The sequence below is a fragment of the Escherichia sp. E2748 genome, assembly GCF_005781125.1.
In the GTDB taxonomy this organism is placed as follows: Bacteria; Pseudomonadota; Gammaproteobacteria; order Enterobacterales; family Enterobacteriaceae; genus Escherichia.
In genome coordinates this window covers 119,746-132,806 of sequence record NZ_VATP01000028.1, presented here as the reverse complement: position 1 = coordinate 132,806, position 13,061 = coordinate 119,746, and the positions used below count along the sequence as shown (strand labels likewise).

Annotated in this window: 11 protein-coding genes; all 11 read right to left on the bottom strand. The window is 54.5% G+C overall.

Annotated features, from left to right (window positions below):
• Window position 1 precedes the first annotated feature (1 nt).
• The 11 genes from ddlB to rsmH are packed head-to-tail and all read right to left on the bottom strand — an operon-like array spanning window position 2 to window position 13,061.
• Window positions 2-922 carry a D-alanine--D-alanine ligase gene (gene ddlB, locus FEK42_RS19890; RefSeq protein WP_135491914.1) on the bottom strand — a complete coding sequence of 307 codons (921 nt, stop codon included), beginning with the start codon at window positions 920-922 and terminating at the stop codon, window positions 2-4.
• A complete protein-coding gene (gene murC / locus FEK42_RS19885) occupies window positions 915-2,390 on the bottom strand; it encodes a UDP-N-acetylmuramate--L-alanine ligase (RefSeq protein ID WP_135491913.1) in 1,476 nt (491 codons plus the stop codon). Before murC ends, ddlB begins: the two co-directional genes overlap by 8 nt.
• Before the next feature lie 53 nt (window positions 2,391-2,443).
• A complete protein-coding gene (gene murG, locus FEK42_RS19880) occupies window positions 2,444-3,511 on the bottom strand; it encodes an undecaprenyldiphospho-muramoylpentapeptide beta-N-acetylglucosaminyltransferase (protein ID WP_130204920.1) in 1,068 nt (355 codons plus the stop codon).
• Window positions 3,508-4,752, bottom strand: coding sequence for a cell division protein FtsW (gene ftsW, locus FEK42_RS19875; protein WP_130204918.1), 1,245 nt, complete (start codon window positions 4,750-4,752; stop codon window positions 3,508-3,510). Before ftsW ends, murG begins: the two co-directional genes overlap by 4 nt.
• Window positions 4,752-6,068 carry a UDP-N-acetylmuramoyl-L-alanine--D-glutamate ligase gene (gene murD, locus FEK42_RS19870; protein ID WP_131161247.1) on the bottom strand — a complete coding sequence of 439 codons (1,317 nt, stop codon included), beginning with the start codon at window positions 6,066-6,068 and terminating at the stop codon, window positions 4,752-4,754. Before murD ends, ftsW begins: the two co-directional genes overlap by 1 nt.
• Window positions 6,069-6,070: 2 nt before the next feature.
• Window positions 6,071-7,153: a phospho-N-acetylmuramoyl-pentapeptide-transferase gene (mraY, locus tag FEK42_RS19865; RefSeq protein WP_094337176.1), complete on the bottom strand. Its 1,083-nt coding sequence runs from the start codon at window positions 7,151-7,153 to the stop codon at window positions 6,071-6,073.
• Window positions 7,147-8,505 carry a UDP-N-acetylmuramoyl-tripeptide--D-alanyl-D-alanine ligase gene (gene murF / locus FEK42_RS19860; protein ID WP_135491911.1) on the bottom strand — a complete coding sequence of 453 codons (1,359 nt, stop codon included), beginning with the start codon at window positions 8,503-8,505 and terminating at the stop codon, window positions 7,147-7,149. Before murF ends, mraY begins: the two co-directional genes overlap by 7 nt.
• The gene (gene murE / locus FEK42_RS19855; protein ID WP_135491910.1) at window positions 8,502-9,989 is read right to left on the bottom strand and encodes a UDP-N-acetylmuramoyl-L-alanyl-D-glutamate--2,6-diaminopimelate ligase; all 1,488 of its coding nucleotides are present in this window, start codon (window positions 9,987-9,989) and stop codon (window positions 8,502-8,504) included. Before murE ends, murF begins: the two co-directional genes overlap by 4 nt.
• Window positions 9,976-11,742 carry a peptidoglycan glycosyltransferase FtsI gene (ftsI, locus tag FEK42_RS19850; RefSeq protein ID WP_138211933.1) on the bottom strand — a complete coding sequence of 589 codons (1,767 nt, stop codon included), beginning with the start codon at window positions 11,740-11,742 and terminating at the stop codon, window positions 9,976-9,978. Before ftsI ends, murE begins: the two co-directional genes overlap by 14 nt.
• A gap of 15 nt (window positions 11,743-11,757) precedes the next feature.
• Window positions 11,758-12,123 carry a cell division protein FtsL gene (gene ftsL, locus FEK42_RS19845; protein WP_000625658.1) on the bottom strand — a complete coding sequence of 122 codons (366 nt, stop codon included), beginning with the start codon at window positions 12,121-12,123 and terminating at the stop codon, window positions 11,758-11,760.
• Entirely contained in the window at window positions 12,120-13,061 is a 942-nt protein-coding gene (gene rsmH, locus FEK42_RS19840; RefSeq protein ID WP_135491909.1) for a 16S rRNA (cytosine(1402)-N(4))-methyltransferase RsmH, read from the bottom strand. The genes ftsL and rsmH overlap by 4 nt, the downstream gene beginning before the upstream one ends.

Here is a 13,061-nt window from a genome sequence, read left to right as displayed (position 1 = left end):
ATTAGTCCGCCAGTTCCAGAATTCGTACTACCAACTGCGAGAAGCTCATACCCGCCTGACGTGCCGCCATCGGCACCAGACTGTGACTGGTCATACCCGGTGAGGTATTAGCTTCCAGCAGATAAAACTGTCCATCGCTGTCCAGCATGACGTCTATACGTCCCCATCCTTTGCATCCTAAAGTCGTCCATGCTTTCAGCACTAATGCCTGCAAATTTGCCTCTTGAGCCACTTCTAAACCTGCCGGGCAGAAATACTGTGTCTCATCAGAGAGATACTTCGCCTCATAATCATAGAAGGTTCCAGCGGGTTGAATACGTATTGACGGTAAAATTTCTTCACCGAGTATCGCAACCGTGAACTCCGGCCCACTTAGCCATTTTTCAATCAATACTTCTTCATCGTGCTGAAATGCCAATCTTAATGCATCTTGCAGAGCATTTTCTGCTACTACTTTTGACATTCCCACACTGGAACCTTCGCGGCTCGGCTTGACGATAAGCGGCAAACCTAAGGCAGAAATTTCTGCTAACTGCTTATCACTAATGCCTTTTTCAAACTCTGCGCGGGTTAATGCTACCCACGGCGCTACCGGTAAACCAGCCCCCTGCCAAAGCAGTTTGCTGCGTAGTTTATCCATTGAAAGCGCAGATGCCATCACTCCACTGCCGGTATAAGGCAAGCCCATCAGCTCGAGCATACCCTGCAGCGTGCCATCTTCACCACCGCGACCGTGCAGAGCGATAAACACTTTCTGAAAGCCCATCGACTTCAGTTGCGTTACGTCGACTTCTTTCGGGTCGACAGGATACGCGTCAATACCGCCTTCACGCAGCCCAGCTAACACTGCCGCGCCAGAATTCAGAGAAACTTCCCGCTCTGCGGAGGTCCCGCCCAACAGGACCGCGATTTTATCAGTCATGTCGCTCTTCCTCTGTAGTTTGCGGCTTCAGTTTGATTTCAGCTAAAGATCGGGCAATTTTTCCGATATTTCCTGCCCCCTGAACGAGGATCAGGTCGTTACCAGTTAATACTGGTGCTAACATCTCGGCCACCTGCGCCGGGTCCGGCACCAGAATCGGATCAATTTTCCCACGGCCACGGATTGTACGACACAACGAACGACTGTCCGCTCCCGGAATAGGCGCTTCGCCTGCCGGATACACTTCCAGCATCAGCAGGGTATCCACCTGAGTCAGCACATTGGCAAAATCATCATACAGGTCGCGCGTGCGGGTGAAACGGTGCGGCTGAAACAGCATCACCAGGTTTTTATCCGGCCAACCTGCTCGCGCCGCTTTAATAGTGGCGTCCACCTCGGTCGGGTGGTGACCATAGTCATCAACCAGCATTGCCGTACCGCTTTTACCATTCACAGGTTCCAATGGAAATTCACCAAGGAAATCAAAGCGGCGTCCGGTTCCCTGGAAACTCTCCAGCGCACGCAAAATAGCCTCGTCTTCAATCCCCTCTTCCGTGGCGACCGCAACGGCAGCGGCAGCATTCAGGGCATTGTGACGACCTGGCGCATTCAGTGTAACGCGCATTGGCTCTTTGTCCTGACGCAGCAGCGTAAAGTGTCCCTGCGGGCCAATCTGCTGATAATCTTCCACACGCACGTCAGCATCTTCGCTGAAGCCGTAAGTGGTGGTTTGACGGCCTACACGCGGTAACAATTCGCGAATTACCGGATCGTCAACACACATCACCGCACGACCGTAAAACGGCAGGTTGTGCAGAAAATTAATAAAAGTCTGTTTTAAATTCTCAAAGTCGCCCTGGTAGGTATCCATATGGTCGGCTTCGATATTAGTGACAATCGCTACCATCGGTTGCAGATGCAGGAACGACGCATCGCTTTCATCAGCTTCAGCAATCAGGTAACGACCGTGGCCTAAACGTGCATGAACACCCGCCGCTTTTACCAGCCCACCGTTCACGAAGGTCGGGTCGAGGCCCGCTTCTGCGTAGATGCTGGAAACCATCGCGGTGGTTGTGGTTTTGCCATGCGTCCCGGCAATGGCGATGCCATGACGAAAACGCATTAACTCAGCCAGCATTTCAGCACGACGAATAACCGGAATACGTGCCTCATGAGCGGCAACAATTTCCGGGTTATCGGCAGAAATCGCGCTGGAAACTACGACCACACTGGCATCACGCACGTTTTCCGGGCGATGGTTGAAGTAAATCGTCGCTCCCAGGTTCATTAGCTGTTGCGTGACTGGGTTTGGCGCTAAATCGGAACCACTGATCTGATACCCTTCATTGGCCAGAACTTCGGCAATACCGCCCATACCGGCACCACCGATGCCGACAAAGTGTATGTGCCGAACGCGACGCATTTCAGGCACGATGGAACGCAGTTTTGCCAATTGTTGTGTATTCATTCTTTACGCCATTAACTTCTCAAATTCATACGATGCAAAAGGCATCGCTACGATTACGCCCGGGCAGCCCGGCTCACTTCATTTGCCACTCGCTCGGTGGCATCCGGAATGGATGCAGCTCGGGCGCGTTCTGCCATGGTTAATAAGGTTTCTCGCGACCACCCGGCCAGGGTGTTGGCGACGGCATCCACAGTAAGCTGCGGCTGCTCGATAATTTTGGCTGCGCCCGCTTTTTCCAGCGGCAGCGCATTCCAGTACTGTTGGCGGTCTTTATGTTGAAACGGCACAAACAACGCAGGTAGCCCTGCCGCAGCGATTTCACTCACCGTCAACGCGCCAGAACGGCAAACGACGACATCCGCCCACGCATAGGCCGCCGCCATATCATCAATAAATTCCGTCACTTTATGCTGCGGTTGCCCCGCTTCGGCATAAGCCTGTTCAACGGTTTGTTGCGAACCTTTGCCGCTCTGATGCCAGATAGTGACTGAATCACCCAGCTTTGCTGCAACCTGCGGCATTGTCTGGTTAAGGATGCGCGCTCCCTGGGAACCACCCACAACCAGAACACGAACCGGACCTTCACGACCAGCCATACGCTGCTGTGGCAACGGCAGCGCCAGCACATCAGTACGCACCGGGTTACCAACAACTTCGGCATCAGGGAAAGCCCCCGGAAACGCCTGCATCACTTTGGTAGCAATTTTCGCCAGCCATTTATTGGTCAAGCCAGCAATGCCGTTTTGTTCGTGAAGTACGACCGGAATGCCTAACGACCATGCTGCCAGACCACCAGGCCCGGAAACATAGCCGCCCATACCGAGCACCACATCGGGCTTGTAAGCTTTCATAATCGCCCGCGCCTGACGCCAGGCGTTAAATATCCGCAGCGGAGCCGCGAGCAACGCTTTAATACCCTTGCCGCGCAGACCAGAAATACGAATAAAGTCGATCTCGATACCGTGCTTCGGCACTAAGTCCGCTTCCATACGATCGGCAGTACCCAGCCAGCGAACTTGCCACCCCTGGGCCATTAAATGGTGCGCAACAGCCAGTCCCGGGAACACGTGCCCGCCAGTACCGCCTGCCATCACCATTAATCGCTTCCCTTTACCACTCATCGAGAACCTCGTACAAACGCCTGCGCTTTCTCCAGACGTGTTTCATAATCAATACGTAACAGCATCATGATGGCTGTCGACATAATCAGTAAGCTCGAACCACCGTAACTGATCAGCGGCAATGTCAGACCTTTAGTTGGCAACATCCCCGCTGCCGCGCCTACGTTAACCAGCGCCTGGAAGCTAAACCAGATACCAATTGAACAGGCGAGAAAACCGGAAAAACGGTGGTCAATTTCTAACGCTTTACGGCCAATCGACATCGCGCGAAAAGCGACGAAGAATACCATTAAAAGCGCCAGCACCACACCGATATACCCCAGTTCTTCGCCGATAATGGCGAAAATGAAGTCAGTGTGAGCTTCTGGCAGATACTCCAGTTTTTGTACCGAATTGCCTAAACCTTGCCCCCACAATTCGCCACGACCAAACGCCATCAGGGATTGCGTTAACTGATAGCCGCTACCGAAGGGATCTTCCCACGGGTTCCAGAACGCAGTAACACGGCGGATACGGTACGGTTCGGCGAGGATCAGCAGCACGACCGCTGAAATCCCCATGCCGATAATGGCAATGAACTGCCACAATTTTGCCCCCGCCAGGAACAGCATCGCCAGTGTGGTGACGAACAATACGACTACTGTACCAAGGTCTGGCTGTGCCAGCAGTAACACTGCCAGCACCAGAATTACGCCCATCGGTTTCAGGAAGCCGCGCAGGTTGTTACGTACTTCGTCGCCTTTGCGCACCAGATAGTTGGCGATGTAACAAAACAGCGACAGCTTGGTCAACTCCGCAGGCTGAATACGCAGCAGGCCGAGATCGATCCAACGTGATGCCCCTTTAACTGAGCTACCTACCACCAGCACGATCATCAGCAGGATGATTGATCCAAGCAGCATCGTGGCGCTGTAACGTTGCCAGAACTCCATCGGCAGACGCAGCGTAATGATCGCCAGAATGAATGCCAGGATCAGATAGACGCCATCACGCTTCGCGAAGAAAAACGGATCGTTGGTTAAGCGCTGCCCAATGGGCATTGACGCCGAAGTCACCATGATAAAGCCGATCGCCGCGAGGCCGAAGGTCAGCCACAGCAAGGTGCGATCGTACATGATCAGGCTGTCGGTATCTTTTTCCCGCGAGCCCATCACCCAGCCTTTAAGCGCCGTGGAGATCCAGACCAGGATACTGAGTCCTGGCAGGCGCGGCATTTTCAGGCGAGGGAGAGATAAACGCATCAACCTAACTCCTTCGCCAGACGGGCGAACTCATTGCCCCGTTGTTCAAAGTTCTTGAACTGATCGAGGCTGGCACAGGCTGGTGACAACAGCACCATATCCCCTGGCTGCACGCGTGGCGCCAGCAAGAGCATCGCCTGCTCCATGGTTTCGGTTTGCTCTGCCACTTCCGGGCGCAGCGCCGCTAACTGGGCGCCATCACGACCAAAACAGTACAAACGCACGTTGTCGCCATTCAGATAGCGCGCCAGTGGACTGAAATCCGCCGATTTGCCATCACCGCCCAGCAATAAATGCAGCGTACCGTCTACCTGCAAGCCGTTCAGCGCCGCCTCTGTACTCCCGACGTTGGTGGCTTTCGAATCGTTAATCCAGCGCACGCCGTTATGCTCCAGCACCACTTCAAAACGATGCGGCAGACCAGTGAACGTGGTTAACGCTTTCAGGCTGCTGGCGCGCGGTAACCCTGCGGCATCAGCCAGCGCCAGCGCTGCCAGCGCATTGGTATAGTTGTGTTGCCCGGAAAGTTTCATCTCTTTCACGTTCAACACTTTCTCGCCTTTCACCCGCAGCCAGGTTTCGCCCTGCTGATGATTCAGGTGATAGTCACCCATGTTGACGCCAAAGCTGACGCAGCGTTCATCCGCACCGCGAACCGGCATCGTTAAGGCATCATCGGCATTGACGACACAAACTTTCGCATTTTCGTAAATGCGCAGTTTTGCCGCACGATATTGCTGCAATCCAAACGGATAGCGATCCATATGATCTTCAGTCACGTTCAGAATGGTCGCCGCCACCGCCTGTAAGCTGGAGGTGGTTTCCAGCTGGAAGCTCGACAGTTCCAGCACGTACAGTTCGCACTCGGCATCCAGCAACATCAACGCAGGCAGGCCAATGTTACCCCCCACGCCGACGTTAACACCTGCCGCTTTCGCCATTTCGCCCACTAAGGTGGTGACAGTGCTTTTGCCGTTAGAACCGGTGATCGCCACAATCGGTGCCTGCGCTTCGCGGCAGAACAGTTCGATATCGCCAACAATTTCAATTCCGGCATCGGCAGCGGCGCTTAAAGATGGATGCGCCAGCGCAATACCAGGGCTGGCGACGATCAGATCGGCTGCCATCAGCCACGCGTCATTAAGACCGCCAGTGTGACGTTCCACCGCTTCGGGTAATTTATCCAGGCCAGGCGGTGTCATACGTGTATCCATAACGCGCGGCGTCACGCCGCGAGCAAGGAAAAAGTCCACGCAGGAAAGCCCGGTGAGGCCCAGGCCGATAATAACGACATTTTTACCCTGGTAATCAGCCATGATTAACGTACCTTCAGCGTTGCCAGACCAATCAGGACCAGCATCAGCGAAATAATCCAGAAGCGCACAATGACGCGCGGTTCCGGCCAACCTTTCAGTTCATAGTGGTGATGAATCGGCGCCATGCGGAAAATACGTTGCCCGCGCAGTTTAAAGGAGCCGACCTGCAAAATAACCGACAGGGTTTCAACCACAAACACACCGCCCATAATCACCAGCAGGAATTCCTGACGCAGCAGCACAGCGATAATGCCCAGCGCGCCGCCTAATGCCAGCGAACCGACATCGCCCATAAAGACCTGCGCCGGATAGGTGTTAAACCACAAGAAGCCCAGCCCTGCCCCGACTATCGCGGTGCAGACAATAACCAGTTCCCCGGCGTGCCGCAGATACGGTATATGCAAGTAGCTGGCAAAGTTCATGTTGCCGGTTGCCCACGCCACCAGCGCAAAACCACCGGCGACAAATACGGTCGGCATAATCGCCAGCCCGTCGAGGCCATCGGTCAGGTTTACCGCGTTACCGGTACCAACAATGACGAAGTAAGCCAGCAGGATGTAGAACAGCCCCAGCTGCGGCATCACATCTTTAAAGAACGGCACCACCAGCTGCGTTGCTGGCGTGTCTTTCCCCGCAAGATACAGCGCAAAGGCGACGCCCAGCGCGATCACCGACATCCAGAAATACTTCCAGCGCGCAATCAGGCCCTTGGTGTCTTTACGCACCACTTTGCGATAGTCGTCGACAAAACCAATGATGCCGTAACCCACCAGCACCACAAGCACGCACCAGACATATGGGTTAGCGGGATAAGCCCACAGCAGTACGGAGATCACAATCGCTGTCAGGATCATAATCCCGCCCATAGTCGGCGTACCGCGCTTACTAAAGTGCGATTCCGGGCCATCGTTACGAACGACCTGACCAAAGGAGAGTTTTTGCAAATGGGCAATCATACGCGGGCCCATCCACAATGAGATAAACAGCGCGGTCAGCAGGCTGACGATGGCGCGAAACGTCAGATAGGAAAAGACGTTAAAGCCGGAATAATATTTGACCAAATGTTCGGCCAGCCAAACTAGCATGTCCCATTCTCCTGTAAAGCGCGTACCACCTCTTCCATGGCGGCACTACGTGAACCCTTAACTAAAATCGTAATCACCTGTTGCTCTGCAATCAGTGATTTAAGAAGCGCAATTAACGCGGATTTATCAGCAAAATGTTCGCCAACGCCGCTGGCGGTGCTGATAGCATGGCTTTGTTTACCCACGCTTAACACGCGGTCAATACCAGCCGCCTTCGCCGCTTCGCCCACCTGTACATGGCAGGCTTCGCTTTCAGCGCCCAGTTCCGCCATATCGCCCACCACCAGCACGCGGTAGCCAGGCATTTCAGCCAGTACCTGGACTGCTGCGGTCATTGAACCGACATTGGCGTTGTAGGAGTCGTCGAGCAACAACTGGTTTTCCGCCAGTTGAATCGGGAACAGACGCCCGGGAACGGCTTTCAGATTCGCCAGCCCCGCTTTGATAGCATCAAGCGTTGCGCCCACGGACATGGAGAGCGCGGCGGCTGCCAGCGCATTCGCAATATTGTGACGCCCCGGCAACGGCAGCAGAACATCGACGCTACCCGTTGGGGTTTGTAGCGTAAATTCCGTACCGTGCGAAGTCACATGGATATTGGTGGCGGTGAAATCGCTGTTGGCGGCATTCGGTGAGAAACGCCACACTTTGCGTGAGCCAATTACGCTCTGCCAGTTCAGCCAGTCGTTGTTGTCGGCATTCATAATGGCGATACCGTTTTCCGGCAGGCCGGTAAAGATTTCGCCTTTCGCTTTCGCGACACCAGCAAGCGAGCCGAAACCTTCCAGATGCGCCGCCGCCAGGTTGTTGACCAGCGCCGCTTCCGGGCGAGTCAGACTCACAGTCCAGGCAATTTCGCCCTGATGGTTCGCGCCAAGTTCAATAACTGCGTAATCGTATTCCGGCGTTAAGCGCAGCAGCGTCATTGGCACGCCGATGTCGTTGTTGAGATTGCCCGCGGTATAAAGCGTATTGCCGCACTGGCTTAAAATCGCCGCAGTCATCTCTTTAACGGAGGTTTTACCGGAGGAACCGGTCAGAGCAACCACGCGCGCCGGAACTTGCTGGCGAACCCATGCAGCCAGTTCACCAAATGCCAGACGCGTGTCTTTAACGATTAACTGCGGCAGGTCGATATCCAGTGGACGGCTGACCAAGAGCGCGCCTGCGCCCCCAGCTTTCGCCTGGTCGGCAAAGTCGTGGGCATCGAAACGTTCGCCTTTCAGGGCAACAAACAGACAGCCTGGCGTCAGTTTCCGCGTGTCAGTCGTTACGGCATCCAGGGTGATATCCGCCCCTTTTAGTTCACCGTTGAGAATATCGGTAAGTTGGCTAAGGGTTACGCTAATCATGCGATCACCCCCAGCAGACGCGCTACCGTGACGCGATCGGAGTAGTCCAGGCGCTGATTGCCAACAATCTGGTAATCTTCATGGCCTTTGCCCGCGACCAGCACCACATCGTTCTCTTTAGCCTGCATAACGGCGCAAGTCACCGCTTCGGCGCGGCCTTCCATCACTTTGGCATGTCCGGCATCTAACATTCCCGCCAGAATATCGTTGATGATGGCGCGCGGTTCTTCGGTACGCGGGTTATCGTCAGTTACTACCGCCACGTCGGCAAACTCTTCAGCAATCGCCCCCATCAGTGGACGCTTGCCTTTATCACGATCGCCGCCACAGCCGAAGACGCACCACAGCTTGCCTGCACAGTGAAGTCGTGCAGCCTGCAAGGCTTTTTCCAGTGCATCCGGGGTGTGAGCGTAATCCACAACCACCGTCGGTTTGCCCGGTGCAGTAAACACTTCCATACGTCCGCAAACCGGTTGCAGACGCGCGGCGGTTTTCAGCAGGTCAGCCAGCGGATACCCCAGTGCCAGCAGCGTCGCCAGCGCGAGCAGCAGGTTGCTGACGTTAAAAGCGCCCATCAGATGGCTTTCAATTTCCCCATCGCCCCAGCTTGAACTAAAGCGAATGGTTGCGCCGCTGTCGTGATAGTTCACGTCGGTCGCTTTCAACCAGCGGCCATGACAGTTCAGATTGATATGGTCTTCCATCGACACCGCAACTGCATCCGGCAGTTTTGCCAGCCAGCGACGGCCTACTTCGTCATCGGCGTTGACTATCGCCTGACCGCAATGATGTTCAGAATAAAGCAGCCATTTTGCGGCTTCGTAATGTTCCATATCACCATGATAATCAAGGTGATCGCGGCTTAAGTTGGTAAAGACCGACGCCGCAAATTTCAATGCCGCCACACGGTGCTGTACCAGCCCGTGGGAGGAAACTTCCATTGCGCAAAAAGTCGCGCCCTGATCCACCAGCCCCGCCAGCTCATGCTGAACGTCGACTGCCGAACCGGTCGTGTTTTCCGTCGGAATAACTTTACCCAGCAGGCCGTTACCTACGGTACCCATCACCGCGCTGGTTTCACCAAGCAACTGACTCCACTGCGCCAGAAGCTGGGTAGTGGTGGTTTTGCCGTTGGTACCCGTTACGCCCACGAGACGTAAATTGTCAGAGGGTTCATGGTAAAAGCGGCCCGCCATCGCTGATAAACGCTCATTGAGCTGGCAGAGATAGATGACCGGTACGCCGTGCATTTCACGGATTTCACCATCGGTCGCCTCATCTTTTGCCTCTGCAATAATGGCAGCCACACCTTGCGCTATCGCCTGCGGGATATATCGACGCCCGTCCGCCAGATGACCTACTACAGCTACAAAAAGATCGCCCGACGCAGCCACACGGCTGTCGAGTGTCATCTCTCGCAGTGCTCGCGAAGGTGCGTTTGGCACCCACGGAGCAAGAAGGTCGCGCAAATTACGATCTGCCACCTGTCCCCTCGCCTTGATTAATCACAAATTCGTTTTTATCACCCGTTGTCAGCGCATCCGGTTCGATGTTCATGGTGCGCAATACGCCGCCCATGATGGCACCAAAGACCGGCGCGGAAACGGCGCCGCCGTAGTATTTACCCGCCTGCGGATCGTTGATAACAACAACCAGCGCGAAGCGCGGCTGACTCGCAGGCGCAACGCCTGCGGTATAAGCAATATATTTATTGATGTAGCGACCATCCGGCCCGACCTTTTTCGCGGTACCGGTTTTAATGGCGATACGATAGCCTTTAATCGCCGCCTTCACGCCACCGCCGCCCGGTAGTGCCACGCTTTCCATCATATGCACCACGGTGCGAACAATGGATTCCGGGAAGACACGTTCACCGGGAACCGGGGGATCAACCTTGGTAATCGACAGCGGGCGATAGATGCCATAGCTGCCGATGGTTGCGTAGACTCGCGCTAACTGTAACGGTGTTACCATTAGCCCGTAGCCGAAAGAGAAGGTGGCCCTCTCTATGTCAGACCACCGTTGTTTTTGAGGATATAAGCCACTGCGTTCTCCGACCAACCCCAAATTGGTCGCTTTTCCCAACCCAAAACGTGAGTAAGTATCTACTAACGCTGAGGACGGCATCGCTAACGCCAGCTTGGAAACACCGACGTTACTCGACTTCTGTAATACCCCGGTCAGGGTTAATTCGCTATAGCGCGCCACGTCTTTAATTTCGTGGCCGTTAATTCGATAAGGCACGGTATTAAGCACCGAGTTTTCCCGCACCACACCACGTTGCAACGCGGTCATCACCACCATCGGTTTGACAGTAGAGCCCGGTTCAAACACGTCGGTAATGGTACGGTTACGCATCGCCTCTTTTGGCGTGCCACTCAGATTGTTGGGGTTGTAAGACGGGCTGTTGGCCATCGCCAGCACTTCGCCGGTGTTGACATCCACCAGCACGGCGCTGCCGGATTCAGCCTTGTTAAAGGCCACGGCGTTGTTCAGTTCGCGATAAACCAGCGCCTGCAGGCGTTCATCAATACTCAACGCCAGGTTGTGCGCCGCCTGGCTGTCGGTAGAAGAAATATCTTCGATTACACGTCCATAGCGGTCTTTACGCACAATACGTTCGCCCGGTTGCCCGGTAAGCCATTTATCAAAACTTTTCTCGACACCCTCAATCCCCTGGCTATCAACGTTGGTAAAGCCAATGAGGTGAGCGGTCACTTCGCCAGACGGGTAGTAACGGCGAGATTCTTCGCGCAGATGAATCCCCGGCAGCTTCAGTTTTTTGATGTAGTCCGCCATGTCAGGGTTAACCTGACGCGCCAGATAGATAAAGCGCCCTTTCGGGTTAGCATTAATACGGGCGGAAAGTTGATCCAGCGGAATATTGAGCGCGTTAGCCAGCGCCTTCCAGCGGTCACCGACGCTGATGCCACCAGCTTCATGCACTTCTTTCGGGTCGGCCCAGATCGCTTTTACTGGCACACTCACTGCTAACGGGCGACCAGAACGGTCGGTAATCATGCCGCGGGAGGTAGAGACTTGCTGAACGCGAAGAGAGCGCATGTCGCCCTCTTTCACCAGCATATCCGGGGAGATTACCTGCAACCAGGCAACACGCCCCAGCAGGAAAGCCAGTGCCAATAAAATACAGCCGCATAACAACGCAAAACGCCAACTGATAAAGTTGGCATGTTCTTCCTGACGTTTTGATTTCTGCGTTTTCGCCGCTGCTTTCATGCGTCGCGTTTATCCTTATTTTTGCACTACGATATTTTCTTGTGATGGATCAACATGCTGCATTTGCAGCTTCTCCGTGGCGATCCGTTCCACCCGGCTATGGTCGCCGAGCGCATTCTCTTCAAGAATGAGGTTGCGCCATTCAATGTCTAAAGCGTCTCGCTCCAGCACCAGTTGTTCGCGCTGAGCGGTGAGCAAACGGGTATGGTGCGCCGTGGTCACCACAGTCACCGCCGTCAAAATAATGCAAATGAACAAGCAGAGCGGCAGCTTCCCAAACCGCAAAAGATCGTCACCGATAACGCCAGGCAAGGCATGGCGCTCGTGGCTTCCCATCGATCCTTTAACTTTGCTGAGGGCTTCTGTCACTCTGCTGATCATGCGTTCGTCCTCTCTGCAATACGCAGAACTGAACTACGGGCACGAGGGTTCTCTGCCACCTCTTCTTCGCCCGGCATCAACTTACCTAGTGCTCGCAACTGACGGCCACCCAGTTTTTTGAGCTGCTCTTCAGTCATCGGTAACCCTGCCGGAACTTGTGGACCGCGACTGTTTTCACGCATAAAGCGTTTCACAATACGATCTTCCAGCGAATGAAAACTGATGATCGAAAGCCGCCCGCCTGGGGCCAGCACGTTAAGCGAGCTTTTTAGCGCCTGCTCTATCTCCTCCAGTTCACTGTTCACCCAAATGCGCACCGCCTGGAAGGTACGGGTCGCGGGATGTTTGAATTTGTCTTTCACCGGCGTTGCCGCAGCAACGACGTCTGCCAGTTCTTTAGTGCGGGTCATCGGCTGTTCGCGGTTACGCTCGACAATGGCGCGTGCAATACGTTTAGCAAAACGCTCTTCGCCATAGGTTTTTAATACCCAGGCAATATCGGATTCTTCTGCGGTTTGTAGCCATTCGGCGGCAGACTGACCGCGCGTCGGGTCCATACGCATGTCCAACGGGCCATCGCGCATAAAGGAAAAACCGCGTTCAGCATCATCGAGTTGTGGTGAAGAGACGCCAAGATCGAGCAGAATGCCGTCGATCTTACCGATAAGATCGCGCTCGGCGACATATTCGCCCAGCGCAGAGAAAGGTCCATGAATGATGGAGAAGCGCGGATCATCAATAGTCTTCGCGACGGCAATAGCCTGCGGGTCGCGATCGATTGCCAACAAGCGTCCCGTTTCGCCAAGTTGCGAAAGAATCAGACGTGAGTGACCACCGCGACCAAAAGTTCCATCAATGTAGATACCGTCAGGACGGATATTGAGGCCATTTACGGCTTCGTCCAGCAGTACCGTGGTATGTTTATAGTTTTCCATCAT